The 21,918-nt window shown below is 31.4% G+C and carries 28 protein-coding genes; 3 read left to right on the top strand and 25 right to left on the bottom strand.

All coding sequences use genetic code 11. The annotated features are described in order from the left end of the window. Position 1: 1 nt before the first annotated feature. Both GBO31_RS05765 and GBO31_RS05760 read left to right on the top strand, forming a co-directional pair. Entirely contained in the window at positions 2-718 is a 717-nt protein-coding gene (locus GBO31_RS05765; protein ID WP_219007376.1) for a putative quinol monooxygenase, read from the top strand. A 56-nt stretch (positions 719-774) separates the two neighbouring features. Then, entirely contained in the window at positions 775-1,638 is an 864-nt protein-coding gene (locus tag GBO31_RS05760) for a helix-turn-helix domain-containing protein (protein WP_219007375.1), read from the top strand. 100 nt (positions 1,639-1,738) lie between these two features. Here GBO31_RS05760 and GBO31_RS05755 read toward each other — a convergent pair whose 3' ends face one another. The 16 genes from GBO31_RS05755 to GBO31_RS05680 form a co-directional block, all read right to left on the bottom strand. Next, positions 1,739-2,572, bottom strand: a complete 834-nt coding sequence (locus GBO31_RS05755) for a rhomboid family intramembrane serine protease (protein ID WP_219007374.1) — start codon at positions 2,570-2,572, stop codon at positions 1,739-1,741. A gap of 135 nt (positions 2,573-2,707) precedes the next feature. Then, on the bottom strand, positions 2,708-3,427 hold the full coding sequence (locus tag GBO31_RS05750) for an SIMPL domain-containing protein (protein ID WP_246615778.1): 720 nt from the start codon (positions 3,425-3,427) through the stop codon (positions 2,708-2,710). A 19-nt stretch (positions 3,428-3,446) separates the two neighbouring features. Next, positions 3,447-3,845, bottom strand: coding sequence for a hypothetical protein (locus GBO31_RS05745; RefSeq protein WP_219007373.1), 399 nt, complete (start codon positions 3,843-3,845; stop codon positions 3,447-3,449). 181 nt (positions 3,846-4,026) lie between these two features. After that, positions 4,027-4,653 (bottom strand): hypothetical protein, encoded by a 627-nt coding sequence (locus GBO31_RS05740; RefSeq protein ID WP_219007372.1) that lies wholly within the window; start codon positions 4,651-4,653, stop codon positions 4,027-4,029. Positions 4,654-4,733: 80 nt separating this feature from the next. Further along, positions 4,734-5,159 carry a hypothetical protein gene (locus GBO31_RS05735; protein WP_219007371.1) on the bottom strand — a complete coding sequence of 142 codons (426 nt, stop codon included), beginning with the start codon at positions 5,157-5,159 and terminating at the stop codon, positions 4,734-4,736. A 253-nt stretch (positions 5,160-5,412) separates the two neighbouring features. Then, positions 5,413-5,601 carry a hypothetical protein gene (locus tag GBO31_RS05730; RefSeq protein WP_219007370.1) on the bottom strand — a complete coding sequence of 63 codons (189 nt, stop codon included), beginning with the start codon at positions 5,599-5,601 and terminating at the stop codon, positions 5,413-5,415. 47 nt (positions 5,602-5,648) lie between these two features. Then, the gene (locus GBO31_RS05725) at positions 5,649-6,599 is read right to left on the bottom strand and encodes a bifunctional helix-turn-helix transcriptional regulator/GNAT family N-acetyltransferase (RefSeq protein WP_219007369.1); all 951 of its coding nucleotides are present in this window, start codon (positions 6,597-6,599) and stop codon (positions 5,649-5,651) included. A 45-nt stretch (positions 6,600-6,644) separates the two neighbouring features. Then, complete coding sequence (locus tag GBO31_RS05720; protein WP_219007368.1) at positions 6,645-7,247, bottom strand: TlpA family protein disulfide reductase; 603 nt, start codon at positions 7,245-7,247, stop codon at positions 6,645-6,647. Between the two features lie 117 nt (positions 7,248-7,364). After that, the gene (locus tag GBO31_RS05715; protein WP_246615777.1) at positions 7,365-7,880 is read right to left on the bottom strand and encodes a DUF6985 domain-containing protein; all 516 of its coding nucleotides are present in this window, start codon (positions 7,878-7,880) and stop codon (positions 7,365-7,367) included. Between the two features lie 208 nt (positions 7,881-8,088). Further along, positions 8,089-8,625 (bottom strand): NADPH-dependent FMN reductase, encoded by a 537-nt coding sequence (locus tag GBO31_RS05710; RefSeq protein WP_219007367.1) that lies wholly within the window; start codon positions 8,623-8,625, stop codon positions 8,089-8,091. Positions 8,626-8,771: 146 nt separating this feature from the next. Beyond that, entirely contained in the window at positions 8,772-9,353 is a 582-nt protein-coding gene (locus GBO31_RS05705) for a Crp/Fnr family transcriptional regulator (protein WP_219007366.1), read from the bottom strand. Between the two features lie 123 nt (positions 9,354-9,476). Continuing rightward, entirely contained in the window at positions 9,477-10,166 is a 690-nt protein-coding gene (locus GBO31_RS05700; protein ID WP_219007365.1) for an SH3 domain-containing protein, read from the bottom strand. An 81-nt stretch (positions 10,167-10,247) separates the two neighbouring features. After that, the gene (locus GBO31_RS05695) at positions 10,248-11,189 is read right to left on the bottom strand and encodes a hypothetical protein (RefSeq protein ID WP_219007364.1); all 942 of its coding nucleotides are present in this window, start codon (positions 11,187-11,189) and stop codon (positions 10,248-10,250) included. Positions 11,190-11,381: 192 nt separating this feature from the next. After that, a complete protein-coding gene (locus tag GBO31_RS05690) occupies positions 11,382-11,903 on the bottom strand; it encodes a hypothetical protein (RefSeq protein ID WP_219007363.1) in 522 nt (173 codons plus the stop codon). A gap of 5 nt (positions 11,904-11,908) precedes the next feature. Then, the gene (locus tag GBO31_RS05685; RefSeq protein WP_219007362.1) at positions 11,909-12,715 is read right to left on the bottom strand and encodes a hypothetical protein; all 807 of its coding nucleotides are present in this window, start codon (positions 12,713-12,715) and stop codon (positions 11,909-11,911) included. 138 nt (positions 12,716-12,853) lie between these two features. Next, positions 12,854-13,216: a winged helix-turn-helix transcriptional regulator gene (locus GBO31_RS05680; protein ID WP_219007361.1), complete on the bottom strand. Its 363-nt coding sequence runs from the start codon at positions 13,214-13,216 to the stop codon at positions 12,854-12,856. A 127-nt stretch (positions 13,217-13,343) separates the two neighbouring features. Here GBO31_RS05680 and GBO31_RS05675 point away from each other — a divergent pair, with 127 nt between their 5' ends. Then, positions 13,344-14,345, top strand: coding sequence for a zinc-dependent alcohol dehydrogenase family protein (locus GBO31_RS05675; protein ID WP_219007360.1), 1,002 nt, complete (start codon positions 13,344-13,346; stop codon positions 14,343-14,345). Between the two features lie 92 nt (positions 14,346-14,437). Here GBO31_RS05675 and GBO31_RS27380 read toward each other — a convergent pair whose 3' ends face one another. The 9 genes from GBO31_RS27380 to GBO31_RS05635 all read right to left on the bottom strand — a co-directional run bounded on the left by GBO31_RS27380 (position 14,438) and on the right by GBO31_RS05635 (position 21,863). Continuing rightward, positions 14,438-14,659 carry a DUF7220 family protein gene (locus GBO31_RS27380; RefSeq protein ID WP_429725701.1) on the bottom strand — a complete coding sequence of 74 codons (222 nt, stop codon included), beginning with the start codon at positions 14,657-14,659 and terminating at the stop codon, positions 14,438-14,440. Further along, positions 14,649-15,371, bottom strand: a complete 723-nt coding sequence (locus GBO31_RS05670; RefSeq protein ID WP_219007359.1) for a metallophosphoesterase family protein — start codon at positions 15,369-15,371, stop codon at positions 14,649-14,651. Before GBO31_RS05670 ends, GBO31_RS27380 begins: the two co-directional genes overlap by 11 nt. Before the next feature lie 68 nt (positions 15,372-15,439). Further along, entirely contained in the window at positions 15,440-16,288 is an 849-nt protein-coding gene (locus GBO31_RS05665; RefSeq protein ID WP_219007358.1) for a helix-turn-helix transcriptional regulator, read from the bottom strand. Positions 16,289-16,363: 75 nt separating this feature from the next. Continuing rightward, positions 16,364-17,335 (bottom strand): acyl-CoA thioester hydrolase/BAAT C-terminal domain-containing protein, encoded by a 972-nt coding sequence (locus tag GBO31_RS05660; protein ID WP_219007357.1) that lies wholly within the window; start codon positions 17,333-17,335, stop codon positions 16,364-16,366. A gap of 72 nt (positions 17,336-17,407) precedes the next feature. Beyond that, positions 17,408-17,692 (bottom strand): hypothetical protein, encoded by a 285-nt coding sequence (locus GBO31_RS05655; protein ID WP_219007356.1) that lies wholly within the window; start codon positions 17,690-17,692, stop codon positions 17,408-17,410. Between the two features lie 3 nt (positions 17,693-17,695). Next, a complete protein-coding gene (locus GBO31_RS05650; RefSeq protein ID WP_219007355.1) occupies positions 17,696-18,010 on the bottom strand; it encodes a hypothetical protein in 315 nt (104 codons plus the stop codon). Between the two features lie 264 nt (positions 18,011-18,274). Next, on the bottom strand, positions 18,275-18,811 hold the full coding sequence (locus GBO31_RS05645; protein ID WP_219007354.1) for a DUF2306 domain-containing protein: 537 nt from the start codon (positions 18,809-18,811) through the stop codon (positions 18,275-18,277). A 248-nt stretch (positions 18,812-19,059) separates the two neighbouring features. After that, a complete protein-coding gene (locus GBO31_RS05640; RefSeq protein WP_219007353.1) occupies positions 19,060-20,130 on the bottom strand; it encodes a ligand-binding sensor domain-containing protein in 1,071 nt (356 codons plus the stop codon). 233 nt (positions 20,131-20,363) lie between these two features. Further along, a complete protein-coding gene (locus tag GBO31_RS05635) occupies positions 20,364-21,863 on the bottom strand; it encodes an alpha/beta hydrolase (protein WP_219007352.1) in 1,500 nt (499 codons plus the stop codon). Between the last annotated feature and the right edge of the window lie 55 nt (positions 21,864-21,918).

The raw sequence follows: 21,918 nt of genomic DNA, 5'->3' as shown, positions 1-21,918 counted from the left end.
AATGAAAACAAAAATCCCACTAAGATTAGCACTATTAATTATCCTTTTAGGAATTACTATTCAAACATTTTCAAACTCTAAAAACACAAGTACTATGGACACAAAAAAAGAAAACATTGGATTATTAGTTATTATGAAGGCAAAGCCTGGAAAAGAAGAAGCTGTAAAAGACTTTCTTTTTAGCGGATTGGATCTAGTAAACCAAGAACCTCAAACGCTATCATGGTTCGCTTTTCAAATCGATGATCGTACCTTCGGTATTTACGACACATTCGAAGTTGAATCAGGCCGGCAAAAGCATTTAACGGGTGAAATAGCTAAGGTTTTATTAGAAAATGCAGAAAGTTTATTGGAGAACTTTAATCCAAATACCGACATTAAGACTGTGAACTTAATTGCTGCTAATCATAAAGTAGGTATTCAAAACAAAGGTTTATTTGTTACAATGAAAGCAAAGCAAGGAGAAACAACTGTAGTTGAAAAATTTTTAAACACAGGTGCTCAATTGGTAAGTGATGAACCCGAAACCCTATCTTGGTATGCTATAAAAATAGATTCTCAAACCTATGCTATTTTCGATACTTTTACTGCAGACTCTGGCAGAGATACTCATCTAACAGGCAAAATAGCAGCTGCGCTAATGGAAAATGCTCCTATTATTCTTGATGGTTTTGACGTATCTGCCATTCAAAAAATAAAAATTCTAGCTTCGAAATAATTAATATATTTAGAAAGGAGTGTAAATAACACTCCTTTCTTTGATTAAGAAATAGTATGGCACAAATAATTATTGATAAACAAAATGGTGAACTTGCTTTTCGGTTAGAGCAATTTGATGAGCTAAGTCATTTTGATCACATACAACGCAAAAATTATTATTCGATTATTTTATTAAAAGGGAATCATTTTACATTAAAGGCCGATTTCTCAACCTATGAATTAAGTGGAAATCAATTGATTTGTTTGGCTCCTTATCAGCCATTTATGATTACGTCTTCAGAAAAATGTACTGGATGGTTATTGAATTTTCATCCTGATTTTTTCTGCACATATCGACATCAAAATGAAATAGAAACAGAAGGTATATTGTTTAACAATTTTTATGGTCTTCCTTATTTTGAAATAGCTAAAGAAACTTTGTTTTATAATCTGATTAATCAAATCTCTGAAGAAATGAATCGCAATTCTATTGCGCAACATGAAGTACTTGTCGCTTTTTTAAAAGTTCTTTTGATTGAAGCTGTGCGACAGAAAAAACAGTTTGATAAAACTATAGTTCCTAAATTCTTAGATAATCAATCTGAGCTCCTACAAAATTTGGTAGATGCTATTGAAAATAATTATAAACGGTTACATTCCCCACAAGAATATGCAGATGAACTATGTGTAAGTCCAAAAACATTGGCCAGTATTTCTAAAAAATACCTCAACCAAACTCCTACGTCCTTAATATCCAATAGAATTATTATAGAAGCGAAACGAGAGTTGTATTTAACATCTAAACCGGTAAAACAAGTGGCAGCCCTATTAGGTTATGAAGATGAATTTTATTTTAGTCGCTTCTTCAAGAAGAAAGTAGGTGTATCTCCAGATATCTACAGAAAGACTGTCGGCTTTGCAAAACTAGAAAGAGATTGAGATATAGGTTTTGTTTTTTCATTTATAAAAAAAACTTTTTCATAGAAATCTATGAATTACGTATTTAGCGATACTCCAGATCAGTCATCCAAAGAGTACTCTACTTCGATAATCGATCGAGTTTTTCCTTTTCTTTTTTTGATAGTTTATCGTAACCTTTTTTATTGATCTTATCCAAAATTTTGTCTAATTCGTTCTGTTTTGAAACTTTATTTGAATTATATCTATCTTCTAAGGTGTATACATTTTTTGACTTTGAAAAAGGATTCTGAACTATCAATAAATGAGGTTTTCTACTAATGAGATATAAAAAAGTTAATGATGGTATTAAGATCAGAATTATAGGAAGATAATTCACATAGATAATATTTGGATGTATTCCAATTGCCATAAGGATTCCAACAATTCCACCTCCTAAATGTGCTTCATGTCCTATATTGTCTTTTTGTGTTTTAATTCCATAAATAGAATATAAAACGTAAGCTATTCCATAAAGCCAAGCAGGAATAAAAACTGGCAGAAAAATAAATCCGATTTCCATTCCAGGAAATAATCCGATTGATGCAAAAACTAACCCGCTAACTGCTCCAGAAGCTCCAATTGCAGAATAATCAGGATGTTTTCTATGAATATAAAGCGCTAACAAATTACCTCCGATTAAGCTTCCAAAATATACAGTTATGAATGCAGGTATTCCTATAGCTTCTTCTAAACCTCTGCTAAAGAGATACAAGGTAATCATGTTAAAGCCAAAATGCGTCCAGTCTCCATGTAAAAACCCTGATGTAATTAATCTTTTATAATCTTTGTGAATTAAAATTTGATCTACATTGAACAAGAATTTATTGAAGAACACCAAATCTTTTAGTCCCTTATAACTAACAATTCCATTCACTAGGATAATTGACAGTGTTATTATTCCAATTTCTTTCATTTATTTTTTCATTTCCTCCAATCTTAGCATTGCTACATAAAGCTCACAGAATTACTTTCCCCTATATTCTTTTCTGAAACGTCTATTATAATAGTTCAAGATTCATTTTAAATTTTCAAGTCTAACTGGTTGTTTTTATTCTAATCTAAAGTGCACCGTAACCGTTGCAGCAACCTTTATCTTATCAAATTCTACTTCTAACTCTGCTTCTGCTCGATTTACTTCATACGCTGCTGCCATCCTTGCCGCGCTATATCTTCTTACATTCAAACCATTTACTCCTCTTTGATATGCATTTATATTTGACTCTACATCAGAAATGAAGATTGCTTTTCCAATACTTTGATTGAGCGCTTTTGCCATTTCTTCTGCTTGTTTTTTTGCCTTTAAAACTGCTTTTGATTTGAGTTCAATTTTCAGTTCTTCTAACTTGGTATATTCTGTTTTGGAAAGATCTACATTCGATATTTTTTGCGACTCTAAATCTCTTAGTATTTTGCCCACAAGCTTTAGGTCCTTTAGTTCTAACTCGTAACTTTTCGACTTATAAACATCTGTCTTTTTTAAGAAAAAGCTTCTAAAATTACTAGAAAGTGTAACAAGCCTTAATTGACTTTGTATATCTATATCATTCGATTGTAAAACCATTTCCAATCGCTTTTCTAATTCCTCCACTGAAACTTTCCCTCTTGTATTACTTTCTTTTAGTAAAATAGATAGTACTATTTTATCAGGTGCAACTTCTGTTGTATACGTAGCCTTGGTTTGGATCTGTGGAATCCTCGAAAAATCCTTCTCTTGAGAAAATCCTAATATTGATAGTAAAACCAGTAATACTATTATATATTTTTTCATTTTGTGTTTTGTTTTTATTTCAAATATGATGGGTTCTACCTTTTAGTTTTCGTCTATTGAAATCACTAACTCTTGTTTGATCTTGTTTATTGATAATTGCATACGCCACGACAGGAACTAACAAGAAACCTCCAACAAAATAAATCGAATAATGGCTTTGAGTTCCTGTAAAAACTGGATTTATTAAAAAGAACATCAATGGCGTTCCTATTAGAAAAATTAATCCAGCTCCAATTTGAGCTATTTTTGAAGGTTTTGTATACAATTCATCTACACTAAATTCTGAATCCGCTCCACACTTTTCGCAATTTATTTTTTTCGATTCTCCCTCTTGGATAGCAAATTCTACCCTCGTATATGCATTCGTAGTATATTGCATTTCATGGCCGCAACATTTACATTTTCCGTATACTTTCATTTGATCAGATTGATGTTTTATAAGGTTTCTTATGAGTACCAAAAGAACGCAAAATGTTACCTCCTAATTTTGTTTTTTTTGTAAACAGAATATTAACTTTTTGTTTTAAAAAGTATTATACTTAATTAAAATATAATATCCATCATATGTATTTTTAGAAATTAGAATTGCTTAAGTGATTTTAATGATTTTGTTTTATTGGTATTTCATTGTCAAGCTTGTTGAACACTACCCAAAGTTCACTACCAATACTATCTTTTTCTTCATATCTCATAATAGCATTTCGATCAACTTCATAAATTGAAGGCTTGATTACGGCATACTCATAGTAACTATTCTCAGATCTATTTAGATTAATGTCATGAAAAAATATAGTATCATTCTTTACTCTATAAGATCCTGTAACCTCACTAACACCAAAACAAACACTACGCTCTTTGAATGTATTATTCTCTTTTAATTGTAAAGTCGTCATGCAATTTGCTACGCCTTCTCTTTGTGCAAATAATACATCTTTTGCTTCGAACTTGTAAAAGTCTATTACACCTCTTGGTCTTAAAAATATTAGTATCAGGATGAATGTTACGAAAACTACTGTAAAAAGTCTTTTTATATTTCTAAAATTTTCGGCGAACAAAAATAATATCTGAATAACCACCAATGCACATAGTACAAAAAATACCAATATTAGCGCTATAAATACTGGAAGTGCAAAAGCTTCTAGTTTAGCATCCCAAAAGTATCTTGTATTAACTAAGACAAATAACAAAAAAGTAGCTACTACTAATCCTATCTTTTTAAAGTTCATCTCTTTAAATGATTATGTGCTTTAATATACGTGTTATAGTACGTAAAAATGTTACTATGCTTTTTTAATAAATCATTTTTTCAATCTAAAATAGTCCGCTTTACTTTTCGAAGGTCTTTTATGATAAAAAATAGCCCTGCCAAGATAACAAAAGTCAATATGATGGTTCGACCAATAGAGATTGGTGTAACCATAAAAAATCTTTTAAGGATAAATACTAAAAATAATAGAAATGGCGGTGATAAAATCCAGTAAATAAATTTCCAGTAAAAAGAATTAAATTGTAAAGGTTTATCTAATAGCATCCTAATTGAAACAATAACGTTGTAAAATAGTATTAGAGTACATAAGACAACTATAAAAATCAAACCCAACTTCGTTCCTAAGGAATCAGGATTTGTTACTTCAGTTTCAATATTAAAGTGTAGCATCGAATTGATAAATCTATATCCAATGAATAGTGTAAGAGCCAATCGAATAATACCGTAAAAAATATTTTTGTTCATTAGTTACCGTTTTATAAAAGTTGGTGTTGTACTGAAGTAAAACATTACTTCATCTTGTCACTTTACCTTGTTTCATTTTATTCTTTATATGAAATAAGACATTTTATATAAGTATCAGAACAAAGCTAAATGTTACCCACTTTTTTTATTTTTTGAATTGGCAACTATCTTTTTCTATGCAAGTATATATGATAATTAATATGAACAGTTTGTTCTCTTTAGGTATTAGCGTATACTGAGATTAGTTATTCAATCACTTTTCTATATTTCTGGTAATCAATACTTTTTGTGATTGTTTTAGTTTTAACAAATGAAACCCTTGAATTATAATCGCAATTCCACAACCAATTATAAACGGTGGTGCATTTAATAATAGACCATAAATCATATAAATTGAATTAGCAATTAATGACAGTAATCTTAATAGGAAGATATTTTTCATAGTCATTGAAAGTAAATTAATGCCTAAAGCTATACCAACTATATGAATCATAGCGGAAGACACATGATTTTTTCAGTTCTTTTCAGAACATCCATTTGTGGTGGTGATACTCTATCATTAAAGCCAAGTTTGTAGTATAGCTTGTGAGCTTTAGGCATACTCATCGTAGTTTGTAGCCACAATTCTTTAGCATCATTTTCCAAGCAACGACTTATGCAACGTTCAATTAATTTTGTTGCTATTCCAAGCTTTCTAAATTTTGGATTGATAAATAATTTCGCAAACTCAAAAGTCTCGTCATCTAATCTCTTTAATGCTACACAACCTACAATTTCATTCTTAAATTTTGCGTAAAACAGAAATCCACCCTTTTCTAAATAAGCTTTTTCCGGATTGTTTAAAGTAAATTTATCATCTTCTTCTAATTCCCCTTGTAGCACTTCTAACAACCAAGGTCCAGCCAATTCATAGAAATATTTTTTTAAACTAGGCTTATAATCAACGATTTTTATAAACTCATCCTTTGCTTGATGAATACGTTTATTTATTGGTTTATTATTGATCTCCCAATCCAACCTATTCAAAATATTAATCATATCTGGATGTCCTATTGAGAAAAGGTCCTTCAACGTATTTGAAAACGAAAGCCATAAAGGTTCGAGTTGCTTTTGTAGTGCTTTCCCTTTTTTGGTGAGTTCAACCAATTTCGAACGCTTGTCATTGGGATTAGGGTTTATGCTAACCAGCTCTTCTTTTTTTAATTCTCGTAAAATATTTTTTACCGTAATGTGAGAAAAGTCAATTTGATTAGAGATTTCAAGTATGGTTTGAGAAGAATCTGATTTTGCTAATACGTAATAAACCGAAAACCAGCTTGCTTTGAATCTGATTTTAGCATCAGCATAAATCTTATCACCATCTTGTTGTAGTTTTTCACTTATTCTACGAAACCTTGAAGCTCCTGCAAGATATCCTAAATCATTTAATACATCAATCATTTTTATTATTTATGAAAGTCCTTTCACAAAAGTATGAAAGGTGTTTCATAAATTCAAATATTTTTTAATTTTGATCTCAAATTCTGGCTCTCTAGGCCTCATATAGACATTGCTTAAAATCTTACCACTTGGTGATATGATGACATATTTGGGAAGAGCGATTGCTACATCCCATTTGCTTTCAAAAGGTGGTTTTGAATATAATAAATAAGAAAAATCATCATTCTTGTACCTTCCGTGCCAAAAGTGATTTCCTTTCCAATCATTTTCTATTAGAAACTTCTTCCATGTTGAGAAGTCACTATCAATGGATATGGAGATAAACGCTACATTTTCATTTTCATATTTTTCTGCGATTTCCTTAAAATATGGAGCATCGATAACACAACCAGAACACCAGGTTGCCCAAAAATCAACCACTAATAATTTCCCCCTAAAAGAATCGGTTTCAATAAACGTACTATCCCTCGTTGTAAGTGTTGCTTTTCCTACTTGATTGCCTTCTGCAGCCAATTCTAATTTTTGTGCATCAGTAAGAGAAATACTGTCTTTTTCTTCAACTATTGTATTCTCGGTTTTCGTAGTATTTGTACAGCTATAACATAGTAGTACTATTACCAATAAAAAATGTAGTTTACTAGATATCATGACTTTAAGATTTCTTATAGGTATCATATATTCGAAAAATGTTACTCTAATATTTTGGCTTTTTGTGTATTGGTAACAAAAACATCAAAATTCACAATATTCGACTTACATCTCTATCTAGCAATACGTTTTATTATATTCATTTAACAAGAAGTCTTCACTATCCTCTTTTCCGTAGGCATCCGCTTCTGTTATATGTCCGTCGATTCCACTAATACGTGTAAGCATTTTACCTTGTCTAAATACTAGTTGAAGTCCATGTTCTTCTTCCCAATTACAATTACATTTTATACTTACATACACATCTTTATCCGACCATAATCTTCTTTCTACATGAATCTCATTAAAAGAGATGTACTTCCAGATATCGGATCTATTTTTGATATTCAGAAATTCCTGAAATTCGTCGTGATATTCTTCTTCTAATCCATTTACAAAATCAATACAATTCTGATACACTAAATTCGTTACGGTTCTAGCATCTTGTATTTCAGTTAGGTTTTTTAAAGCGGTATCAGCTTCTCTTATAAAGGACACATCTTCTTCGGGAATAAAACCTGTAAATGTCACTGGTAATTCCTCGTTTTTAAACAGTGGCACCACGATATCTCCACCATACCACCATACCACCATTCTTCAAATTCTTCATCTTGTTCTAATTGCCCTACGATTTCTGAACGTATTTCTTTCATTTTTAAATTAATTGAAGTGTTTAGTATAAGAATATAATTGAATTGTATATTAAAATTACGATCGTTTGATATCCTTTATACGTAAATATAAAAAAAGCAACTTTGACACTTGACCAAAGTTGCTGCTGTTTATACAGTTAGTATTATATTTAGCTATTCAAATGCTGTTCAAAAAGTTGGATTTTCTCGCTCAATTCTTCTTTAAATTCAACATTCGTAATTTCATTTTCTACAAAAGAGTCATAATAATTTGGTAATGAAAAATCTGCTATAACTGTACCTCCTAAATATGGAAAATAAGATTTGGCAGATTCCAAGACTGTTTTTCCTCCTCTACCACCAGGAGAAGTTGCTAATAACAACATGGGTTTATCCTTCCATACCTTCATGTCAATTCTAGATAACCAATCCAATGTGTTTTTAAAAGATGCTGTATATGAACCGTTATGTTCAGCAAGTGCTATAACGAATCCATCTGTTGATGTTATGAGATTATTCAACTGTTTGGCATTCTCTGGAATTCCATGTTCCGTTTCAAAATCTACTCCATAAAGAGGTAATTCATATTCATTTAAATCAACAACCTGTACTGTTGTATTTTCAACTTTATTCGCGGTATAAACTGCCAATGTTTTATTGATGGAATTTTTACTATTACTTCCTCCTAATGCGATTATATTTTTCATCTTTTCTCTTGTTACTATTGTTATACATTTGAATTCTATAAATTGGTTAAAAAATCGATAGTGGTTACCAAAAATGCTATTGATTTTTTAGCTACTACAAAGAACTAGCTCTTTGCCATAGAGAAAAATAATGTACATTAAGAAAATTACTTTGAGGACAACTTTTTTCGCAGTACACTCAAAAATTCGGGAGTAACACCTAAGTAAGCGGCGATATTTTTTTGAGAAATTCGATGGATCAAAGAAGGATATTTTTTGATGAAGTTATAGTATCGTTCTTCAGCGTTTAGCGAAATATTTTGATCCGATTGCTGGATAAAAGATACTAGTGATCTTTGATATAAGATTCTATAAAAACGTTCAAACTTTGGAATTTTTTCAAATAGCAAATCAAAATTTTCTTTTGACATGAGTAACACTTCAGAATCTTCGAGTGCTTGAATGAAATAGTTGGAAGGTTGCTGAGTGATATAACTTGCCAAATCTCCAGACCACCAATCTTTAATTGCAAACATGGTGATATGTTCTGTCCCATTATTATCTATTTTATAGATTTTTAAGCAGCCTTGCGCGGTAAAGTAATTATACCTAGCTATTTCGCCAGGTCTTAGTAGAAATTCCTTTTTTTTAAGTTTCTTTTCCTTTAATAAAGAAACATACAGATCCTGTTCTTCTTGAGTTAGCTCTATAAAACGACCAATGTTTTTTAAGATTAATTCACTACTCATTTTTATAGAGATTTCAAGAGTGGATTAAGTAAAAGTAGCTAATTTGATTGAATTTTTATTACTATTGGAAGTTTGGCTGTATGAATACATCGTTATAAAACGGTGAGCTTCTAAAAATAATTTCTAACAACCTGGAGCATTAAAAAAAGATATTATTTTCCACTTTCCATTTACCTTAGCAATCGTCATTTCTTTTATTAGAGCATAAGAAGTTAACGCTGCTGAAATGTACCCAACCTTTCCCGATTTAAGTTTTATTTCCAGCCAATTTATACCATCAACTTGCTGATGGGTGCTTTTTTTCATTGTAGTAATATTGCAGTCACAGCTAAATTTTTCGAAAGATGCTTGCCTTATGATCTTTCCTTTTAAGCTTGGTGTCTCTCTAATATTTACATTTTCCCCAAGTACTATTATTTCGTTATCCGTATCTACTTTTTTTAAATAGGAAGGCCCTTTAAATATTATTTTATCATGAGGGACTATATTATTCGGGTATTCATCTTCAATCCTACTAAATCCAAATCTTAAAATAGTAAGCATATGATTCCAAGACTCATCTGGATACTCTCCAAAATAATATTTGATAAATTCATCCTTAGTACAACCGGGATATCCACAAGTATCTTTACTTTCTAGTACATGCTCTGCTAGAAAGTCTTTCAATTTTTCTTTGTCCTTTCGGATAACACAATGCAAAAGATTGGTTTTGAATTCTAAAAACTCTACATCCAAATACGACTCATCGTTGATTAATTGAGCATTGGTATGTAAACAAAAAAATCCTATTAATATGCATGCAATTTTTCTCATTAGAATGATTATCTATGTTTTTTGTATAATGCTTTTGCTACCTTAAAATAGCCAAAATAATATACAATTTGTTAGTGCTTTTTATTTAGTATAGTATTCATATTCATAACTTATAGAATACACCAAATCTCCTTTTTCGTAAGCATCAGCTCGTTCTAACAATCCATTGTTCAGATAATAATGCTTGTACAAATAATGATTGTCTAAACTCATACAAGGATCGCTGAAATAGGTGTATTTTTCTTTAATAGCGCCATTTTTATAATACGAAATTCTCGTTATTAGTTCTGAAATATCTGAACGATTACCATACTTCCTATGATTAATCATTTCGATTCTAAAACTATTCTTTTCTCTCTTTTCTATTAATCGATTGGAAGTATCATAGGTATATCTGATTGTATTTTTAATAACATCTTCATTATAATAAACTTCTTTGAATACATTATGATTGCCATCATATTCATATTCTGTACGGTAGACCGTTACTTCTCCATATTCAGAAGGTTTTGTTGAATCAATGATCTCCGTTTCCGTAATTTTCCTTTTTAGTTTCCCAAAAGGTGTCCAATCGAAGGTTTTCGTTTTACAAACTATAGTCTCATCGGCTTGCTGATCTTCACTTAGTTGTTTTATAAGTTGCTGTTTTGAGTTATAAAAATTTCTAAACGTATCTTTTCCACTTTTAATTAATTGATTATTTGTGTCATATATATGCGGAAACGAATCTATTTTCGTGGTGTCTATTTTGTCTATCCAAATGGTGAAGATTTTACGATCCTTTTTATCATAAACCATTTTGTATCTAGTTCCCAATCTTCCCATATTCCATTCGATTGCATTTCCTCGTCTGTCATAGGTTTCCCAAATAGCAGTACAGCTAGAATTCGAACCCGCAAAACAATGTTTTTCAATGGATTCTTTCACTTTGTTTTTAATAATCATATCCTTTTCATTTTCGACTTGCGCAGAAATCGAACTTAAGAATCCTAGGAGGATGGTTATTGTGATTTGAATTTTCATTTTTCTCGTGATATCATATAATGATTCCTATATAGAAAATTTATCTTTCTATGTTTTATCAATTATTTAAAGACCCAATAACTATTAAAGTTCTAAAATAGATAATTTCGAAGTTGCAAACTTCGAAGAGCGACGGTAATGTTTAATGTAAAATGCGTTTAGTACGTTTTTATATACTATAGACACTGGCTTTTATTTTTTTATATCATATCCTATTTCCTTTATTCCACAAAAATCCTGTTTTGACTCCCGTTCAATCAATATTCCATTTTCTTTCAATTCCACTAGCAATTTCTTTAATTTTTTTACCCTTGGTTTTTGATTCAATAACCAAGTTTGATCAGAAACAGGAGCTCCATTCAATTGCATGAGGTTTATTGGAGTAATCACGATATTTTTATTAGAGATTTTAATTTCTGCTATGAATTTCTCTAATAGTTCGATTGTCAATTCTTTTGGATCAATTCTACTAACATTCGAGTATTTTTTCCGATTAGGAATTGCTATTGGCTTTTCAGTTTCTAATTCCTTTCTATTATCAAATTTCAAAAGTCCGTTCATTAGGTCTTCATCTTCTATATAGAATACTTCGGGGCAAAGTTCTTTTGGTTTTGCAACAGCAACAATAAGTTGTCCCAATCTAAAGTCAGGATTAGCTTTCCAAATTCGTTCTAGTTCATTCAGTATTTTCGGAATTCGATGTTTATCTCTCATTTTCTTTATTTCTCCCAAATTTTTCGCACCAGTTTTAAAATCGGAAGTTTAGATACATCCAATTTTGTTGTTTCTGGTTCAGTGTCTATTTGTTCATCCGTTTTCTGCTCAGTGATATTTTCTTTTTCTGCTTTTTCTCTTTTCGCCATTTCAATTTCCCATAATTCATCTTCGTCAAGCGGTTGAACTAAATCAGCTCCACCTTTATGTGGAACTTGAACATAATTCTCTGGTGGTATAGGTAACTTTTGTTCACATTCTGATGAACAAAGGTTTGCAAGCATAGGAATAGTATCTGTTCCAATATATGCTGAGATCCACTTTTGATTTGTGGTTTCATATGTCAAATCCTTATTACAAACACTGCACTTTAATTTATCCCCAAAATACCTTACAGGATTATGATCAAGTTTGGGAAATCCCATTCGGTTTTTATAATTCCCATAAAGTGCTCTTGTACTAATTCTACTATCCTTTAAGTTTTTACACTTATATATCTCAAAAGGAAACCAATGTAAATTATAGGAAGTATATGGATCGAAGTATTCTAGCGATTCCATTTCTCCAATTTCGGGTGGAATTCTTTTTAAATTACTTCCATAGAGTCCAACTTTTTTAACTTTTTTAAGCTTTCCAATTGATTCAGGTAGTGTAAAAATTTGAGCAAATAATTCATCCCCAAGAACTTCTCTTGGAACAAACTCGTCAGAACCGCTTTCAGCAACTTGTTCAATGTATTCACATAATTTTTTCCAAGCAACGGAATCTCTGTCTTGAACTTCATTCGATATTTTGGAAATTCTTTTATTCATTCTTTAGTATAGATTGTGTATAATGTTTTATATAAGTGTCATTGCTGTACAAAATGTTACCTGCTTTTTAAATAATTGGGAAGTCCTAAACTTAATAGAACACGACTGAAACCTAAATTCTATCCAACCGTAACCACATTATTTCTTCTCAATAGTGTAATCAAGTTTATGCCCATTTTCTAAACCCCAATGATTCAATTCATTGATGATTTTATTTAAGCTTTTACCAAGCTCTGTTAAGCTATATTCTACTCTCGGAGGAACCTCCGCAAATACTTTTCTGTTTATAATTCCATCGGCTTCTAATTCTCTAAGACAATCAGTAAGCATTTTTTTACTAATATTCTCGATATGTCTGTGCATAACACCAAATCTGTTGATATCTAAATAAAGCGCATAAATAATTCTGATTTTCCATTTTCCACCAATCACAGACATCGTTGTGCGTACTCCACAAGGTAATCCATCAATAGAATTTTCAATTTCTTTTACTTTTTTCATTTTATAACTTATTGATTTACAACAAAAGTAACTTTTTTATAACTACGTTACATAAATATAACTACTTGTCAAAAATAAACCAATAAAATAACTTTGCGGATGAATAATTTTTTAAAATATCAAACTAATGATTAGAAAAAATGCTAAAATCGTCCGCTTTCATGAGCTAGGAAATGCTGACGTTTTGAAAATTGAAGAAGAAGCAATCCCAAATCCAATAGCAGACGAAATCACAATTAAAGTAGATGCCATTGGATTAAATCGAGCAGAAGTTATGTTCAGAGAAGGGCAATATTTAGAATCTCCGACATTTCCTTCTCGTTTGGGGTATGAGGTTAGCGGAACCATTGAAGCAGTGGGAGCGCAAGTAACATCTTTTGAAGTGGGTGATAAAGTTAGTACCATTCCTGCTTTCTCTATTGGAAAATATGGTGTTTATGGAGAGTTTGCTACTGTTCCAGAACATGCTGTTGTAAAATACCCTGACAATTTAACCGCTGAAGAAGGAACTTCTATTTGGATGGCCTATTTAACAGCGTACGGCGCAATCATTGAACTTGCCAAAGCCAAAGCAAAAGATGTGATACTAATTACTGCTGCCAGTAGTAGTGTTGGTTTGGCATCTATTCAAATTGCAAAAACCGAAGGTTTGGTGGTTATTGCTACGACCAGAACTGAAGATAAAAAGCAATTTTTACTGGATGCTGGTGTAGATTATGTGATTGTTACGAATGAAGAAGACTTAGAGGATAGCGTAAACATCATAACCAATGACAAAGGAGTAGATATCGTATTTGATCCTGTTGGTGGTAGTTATCTAGAAACTCTGGCCAATGCAACCGCTCATCAAGGAATCATTATTGAATATGGAGCGTTGTCACCAGAAGCAACACCTTATCCTTTGTTTCAAGCCTTACAAAAAGGACTGAGCATTCGAGGATATACCCTTTTTGAAATCACAAAAAACCCTGAAAGCTTAGCAAAAGGAAAAGAGTATTTGTTTACAAAGTTTGAAGAAGGTGCTCTAAAGCCCATTATAGATACTACATTTTCCTTTGATAAGATTGTGGATGCGCATAAATATATGGAGTCTAATGTGCAAAAAGGGAAAATTGTAGTAACGGTTTAATCTTTAATGAAGATTATTATTCGAAGGATAAACATACATTTCCACAACCAAAAAACCAGCATGAATCCATTGCTGGTTTTTTGCCGTTCTTATTATTTTTTATCGGGGTGTTGTTTCTTATTAAAGTATCTTCTTAATATATAGTTTCTTAAGACACTCAGAACTGTTAAGTAGATGGTTATCAAGATATTTTTACCGGAGTGGCTTTCTATTCCCAAAAGCGGAAATATGATATGCAATGAAAGTATGGTGACCAAAAACCCAACAGTTACATTCGCCAAACTTTCCACCAAAGATTCTTTTTTAGTCTGCATCATGTAGAAGTATCACTTTTGAAGAATGTTCTTTAGTATCAAGCTGAATAATTCTGTAACCGTAAACAGTAGTATCAATCTCTATATTGTCAATGTCTTTTTTAATTTGAAAAGCTACTGCTGGTGTAATATATTGTCGAACATTCTTATATGCTATCGTACTATCCATATGATAGTGACCACAATAAATAGTAATTTTATTAGGTACTTTCTCAAATATATTTTTCAGGTTTTCTCTGTTTTCTAGCTTTCCTATATCATCTACTTTTAGGGGAAGTCCAATAATTGGATGATGAACGAAAATAACAATAGGTTTAGACGTTATAAGTTCCTTTTCTAACCATTGCATTTGTTGATCATCGATAATTCCTGAAGATGAGTCTAAATAGATAAGCTTGAAGGCATTTTCTACCACGCTTCTATACATTTTTCCTGAGTTATAATCTGCACCTAAGTCATAATGCTCGGAAATCTTTGTAAAACTATCATGATTCCCTAAGGTGATTGATAAATTCAGTTTTGTAAGCTGGTTAAAGAAATAAGGAATACCGTCATTTTCACCAATATCACCTGTACATACAACATCATGAATATCATTCTCTAATATGCTTTCTATGATATTATCCAACCGTTTTCTTGCTGATGTTTTGCCCAAAAATGGGTGTGATTCATCAAGATGTACATCTGTAATATGTGCTATTTTTTTTATCATCTACCTTTAGCTTGTTAAAACCAAAAGTAATAGCGCTTTTTGATAGGTAGTTATAAAATCTTGCTGATTTATATGGCTTTCCTAAATTGTGTTGGTGATAATCCTACATGCTTTTTAAACACATTAGAAAAGTAAGCTGTATTGTCAAAACCTGATTGGATGGCGATTTCAAAAATGGATTCCTTTGAATATTGTAGCTTATTCTTTGCATTTGCTATCCGAATAGCTGTTACATATTCCAGTGGCGTGCTTCCATGTATTTCTTTAAAAAGTCTATGTAAATAATATTTACTAATTCCTATATCTTTACTGATGCTCTCTAACGATATTTTATCACTAAAATTATCATTAAGATATTCTTTAGTTTCGGTGATTGATTTGTACAAGGCTCTCTTTGTATTATGTCTGACTATTTTTAACTTTTTAAAGTTATCATCGATCGAAACTTGTTCTTGGATAATCAATTCAGATATGGTCATGAATAGATCTTCCATCTGTTGATGTAAACCGATCTTATCGTTATGATACAAGTATACTAGTGTATCGAGTACGTTTTTGACTTTTTGATTAGCGTTTTTTTGAATGACTTCGAGAAATTTTACGGGATCATGATGACCAAAATAAAAATGAGATATTTCATCCATGAGGGTTGGCGATAAGAACAAGGATAACCCTTTTGTTCCTTTTTTGGCTTCTGTAATAATTTGGCTATTGTTTAAAATTAGGTATTCATATTTGGATACTTTTAAATCCTGATTATTAACATGATACCTTTTCACACCATCCATAACATATTTTATGGTATAGGTAGATTGATACTGAACCGAAATAGTATCCGAATGATCAGAATACAATATTTTATTTTCCAATTGACTGGAAAAGGTAGGAATTGATGTTATTTCTTCAAGTTGAATCATATAAAAAATAGTGTCTATTGAAGCTGTTAGCGGTCTGGCTAAATGGCGTAGCGGCGTTTAGCCATTATGAACGTTTTAGCCTTTGTTTTGTATAGTTTCAATTTTCTTTAAGAATTCAATTACTTTAATTCTAGAATCTATCATTGCATTGATTGTAGATTCTTTTGTGCCTCCGAACAAAAATTTATGTTTTTTTATACCCGTTAAGTTCATTGATTGATATTGTGGAGCATTTTCAGGAGCTTTTTTATCAAACCAAACAAACTGGTGTCCGCAATTTTTGTAAGATATATGTTCTACATTTATATTTGAATCGCCTTCTTCTATTTTTGATTGAATTAAATTCGACATTCTTGTTGCTGGCCAAACTAAATCATTTTCTCCAGATAAGAGAAGTAAATCACACTTGATGTTTTCAACTTTAATTCTAGATTCCGCTAATTCTTCTACATCATCCAAAACGGGTTTAATATACTTGTTATAAGTTATCTTTCCCGCTTCATCATTAAAAAAATCTAATTCAGTGAAGGGAATTTCTTTTCCATTAAAAGTCCAAGAAGATTTTTGGGGTTCATTTTTCTTTAAGCCTACGTGGTTTGGTAACACAATGCAGCTTGGGGAATAACATATTATTCCATCAATAATATTATATTTACTAGCAAAGGTCAGAGCATATTCCGCTCCTTTCGAAATTCCTAGTAAAACTATTTTCCGCTCAGGAAATCTCTTTTTTACTAAAGCAATAGTTTTTTTAAGGTACTCTAGTGAAACCTGTTCAATTTTATTTGGTAAGCCTCTTTCTCCAACGTAAGCAATAGAAAGAGCGTCATATCCACTTTGAACTAACCCGAAAAGGTGTTCATCTGGCAAATAACTACCTCCTGAACCAGGAATAACTACCACCAGAATATGATTAGAGTTATCTTTATGTGTTATAAGTTTTGAATGGATTTCATTAGATTCAATTTTTTCTATATGAATTCCTGTAATATCATCTTGACATCCAAAAATTAAAGCACACGATATGAAAATCAATAAGCTTCTCACTTTTATAGGAATTTACTTTTAATTACAAACAACGCTAGTAGATATGCAATATACAAATCGCTAGTTTCATTTTTATTTCATTCTCATCAGACAAACTTTTAGTCTGTTGATATATAARTCATTATTTAAACATTCTATTGGGGTTAGGTTATCTAAAGCAGGTACTTTTGTATTCAACCAAATAATGCTGTTTTCACGATTATGATAATATATTACTCTGGCTAAATCTACTTTTCCATTGAGTAATTCCAAAAGTTCATTTTGGAATTTGGTATTTTCCCATATTTCATTAAATAATTCGGAAAACTTTAACCAATTTTGATCTCCATCATAATATTGTTCCAATTTGATATTCATTTTCTAAAAAGTAGACATTATGAGTCCGACAGGTATGATCAGATAAATTATTGTCAATATGTTAACCGTCAAAGCTATTTTTCTGTAGGCATTTTTTCTTTTCATTCCAATAATGCTCAGAAGTAATGAGATTAGAACCGGAATAACATAAAGTAGTACGATCTTTATTCCTCCAGCAATCAATTTTGGCGATGAATCTCCTTTTGACATTATTTCTTTCATTATATGGAACGTTGAAACATCAAACTGAATTTTTAGGACCACAAAAACTAATGCGATCAATATTGAAATCATTGATAAATATTTTCCAATTTTCATTTTGTATTATTCTGAAAATGAATGCTAGCTATTTATATAAGTGTCGTAACAGAGCAAAATGTTACCTTACTTTTTTGGTATAAAAATAGCTAAACACTTTTTACATAGCTACGAAGTTGCAAACTTCGTAGAGCTAATATATATTTAATATACAAACTGTTAGCCTTTTGTTTTTAGTTATTCTCCCACATTAGTTATCAATGTTTTCAACTCAGATTTTTTAAATAAATACAAAGCTATAGTTGTATTCAATATCCAAGGTAGTCAGGCTGAAAGCTTGTAAATAAATATAAACTCTATATCTGTTAATAGAGGTATCAGCAAAAGTGTTCTTTGGGTAATCGCAGCGAAAGTTAAACCATAACTGACAAACATCCATTTTTTATGCTTTCTAACTTGCTTTTTCCTTATTGCATTCATTGCAATGATAGCTGTTAYAAACCAAAATACCGCTAGCATCGAAAATCCTATTGTAGAAACTATTCCACCCATTGCAAATTGTGCAACTATTAATCCCATCACTGAACTAATTAGAACCGAGAATAGATATATGTATCCCAGTCTCCTATGTACATTTAATCTCTTTATTCTCAATTTTGTCAAAAATTGTGTTGGTTCAGTAAAAATGGCAATAATCCCAAACAGAATTTGGGATTTAAAACATAACCTGTACAATGTATTTGATGCGACTTCTTTGTATTTCATTATTCCAGATATGTCATTCTGAAAAAAATGTAGAGACATTACCAACATTGTAATTGCTCCAACAAAGAAAAATCCAATGAGTAAATATTTTTTCATTCTGTCTGTTTAATGAAGGCTAACGAATTATATATTCATATGATATTATTTCGGCTTATATGCAATTATATACAAACCCTTTATAAAGAAACGTAAATTCTCGTAAACCAAAAAACCAGCATTTATCAGTTGCTGGTTTTGTGTCGTCGCGAAGTTGTAAACTTTGTGGAGCTGAGCAAAATTGTAATGAATTCCGTTTAAGGAATTCAGCAGCAATGAGCTATACGTGTTACTAGCTTTTCGTTATTTTAATTCCAAGGGCCGTGTATGGTGATATTTTTTGTTTTTCCATCTTCGCCTATTTTGTATAATCCACCTGCACAGCCTAACCATATATTTTCATCTTTGTCTTTCAATATATCCATTACGGAAACAGGGACTTTATAATTAATGAACTTGTTGTTTGTGTATTTGTAAACACCATTACTGATGGTACTAATCCATAAATTGCTTGTTTGGTCTTTGTAAATTACATAAACATCACTTTCACTTAATCCGTCAATTTTTGGAAAATGAGTTATTTTGCTGCCATCAAATTTATTCAATCCGCCTTTTCCAAATCGTTTGTCAATTTCTGCATTGTCTTTTTCCGCTACTCTTGTTCCAATCCAAATGTTACCTTCTTTATCTTCTGCAATAGATTGAACATTGTTAGAGTTTAATCCTTCTTTTGTAGTGATGTGAACAAACAAATTTCCATCAAATTTACTTGCTCCGTAACCGTCCCTTCCAAACCAAATATTTCCTGTTGAATCTTCTATTATAGAAGTAATCCAATCTTTCGTATCAGGATTGATTTGAGTTTCTACTTTGGGGTAAGGGATGGGAAATTTTTCAAATCGAGTTCCATCAAACTTGCAAACTCCTTTCCAAGTTCCAATCCAAAAATTTCCCTTGCTGTCTATTAATAAATTGCTTATCATATTGCTACAAAGTCCATCTTTTTCTGAATAATTTGTATATGTTTTTCCATCAAATTTGGATAGACCAGCACCCGTTGCAAAATATAAATTTCCCGAATCATCCTCAATTACATCAACAATTCGATTACTAGGTAATCCATCATTTGTGGTCCAGTAAACTAACTCCTCTCCGTCATATTTTGCTACTCCTTTTTCTAAAGTTTGAAACCAAAAATTTTCTTTAGAGTCTTGAAATACTCCAACATATTCTCCAATTTGTGAATCTACTTTTTTTGATAGGGTATTAATTACGTTATCATTTTCCTTTTTCGAGTTGTATTGACCTCTACAAGAAATCATCAAAGAGATAAAGAAAGCTAATAAATAGATTTTTGAAAATAAATAGGATTGTTTCATTGGTATTTTTTTCAAACTTAATCCTAAAGGCTAACTTCTAGCTTTATCAAATGTAAAACTGTGTCAAAAAAATGTAAAACTTCTTTTTACATTCAAATGTTTGTCATAATTAAGGTTAACTGTCTCGCGTATGAGTAGTAGTGTATTTTATTTACTAACCTTTGTTCTTGTCTTTCTACTTTCGTTGTATTACTTAAACCTCTATTACTAATACACAATGTTTTCTGCACGCTTTATTTCACTTTAAAACCATTTTTTAGCAAAAATTCTTCTCTAAGTTTTCTTCTTTCATCAGAATCTTTTTGAGAACTTCCTTCAAAATAAAAATGTCTGGCACCAGTATAGGAACGCCAAGTGAAACTATTCTTGGTTTCTTGAATAGCATCCCTGAATTTTTCAAATTCAGAAAATTCGACCATATCATCCTCCTCACCATGGAAAGCAAGTATCGGTGGAAGGTTCTCCTTTATAAGATAAAGAGGAGAGATCATTTTTGTATCGTAAGAAACGTTGTAAACATCTCTACCCGCAATGTCGTATGGGCAAGAACCTAAAATGATAGCATTGGGTTTTGAACTATATTTTGACGTCACCCCAAAATCTTCTCTGTTTTCAATCATACTTGAAACCAAGGCTAAATGAGCTCCTGCAGAAAAACCATCTGCCACAATCTTGTTTGGGTCAATTCCTAATTCCTTCGCATTTTCACGTACCCAAGCTATGGCAGCTAGCGCATCACTTACTGAGGCTTTTACATCTGTACCGTATACATTTCTTTTTCGATAATCGAAAGCAATGGCAACTCTTCCATCTTTTGCTGCACCTTGACAAGCTCCATAACTCCATTCAGGTAGTCCAATCGCCCAACCACCTCCGTTAAAAAATAGATGGGCAGGTTTTGGTTGAGTTTTATCATGATTTTCTGGGTAGAAAATATGGGCACTAAGCGTGATATCATCTACTGTTTTGTACACTTTTATTTCGCTGGTAGCATTCCTTCTATCTTTACCCATTTGGTAGGTATCCTTAATTTTCTTGATATAGGTTGGATTTTTAACATCTTTTAAAGCTTTCGCAAAAGCGTAATCAAAAGCTTCTACACGGTAGGTCCAAATATTGGAAGTAAAATGTTCCTTGATAAAAAAATCTTTCACGCTTTGATGAGCGTCTAACTCTGCTATGGCATCATAACGATTGTCCAAACGTCTTAAAGGAACATATTCCAAATGAGAAAACTTGTATTTTCCAGCAGAAAGAATATCAAAATAATAATTCATACATCTTTTATAATGTTTAAACTGAACTAAGGAAGGGTTATCAAAACTTCCCTTCATTACATTTTCAAAATAGTCTTTGGAGACGGTTGCGTTTTTCTTAAAATTTGCAAAACGATGATAGTTATTTGGATACAATAAACGATAGCGTTTGTGTACGAATGTAGTTTCAGTCAATAAGCTATCAATTATTCGTGTATCTATTGCTTCAGAATTTCCTTCGTACTTCTTGATCAATTTCTGTACGGTTTGCTCTAAAGAATCAATGGTTGTATTAAAGCCGTCTAATTCTTGACTGAATATTTTTCCGCGGTTGTCAGTCACAAAAACATCATTTTTTTTGAGGAGTTTGTTGTGAGCCTCCTTAATTCCAATAGGATAGTTTTCAGGATTTTCCTCGCTGTATTGAAATAAATTTGACGATAAAAGAAGTACAAAGACGAAAAAAAACTTATGCATAGTATCTCTTGATTTGTTAATGATTTCAAAGATCAAATTTTCGCAATTAAAAATT

This window comes from Aquimarina litoralis, from assembly GCF_019295435.1.
GTDB lineage: Bacteria > Bacteroidota > Bacteroidia > Flavobacteriales > Flavobacteriaceae > Aquimarina > Aquimarina litoralis_A.
Note: the sequence above shows the minus strand (reverse complement) of the source record. Positions and strands in the feature narration are given on the sequence as shown.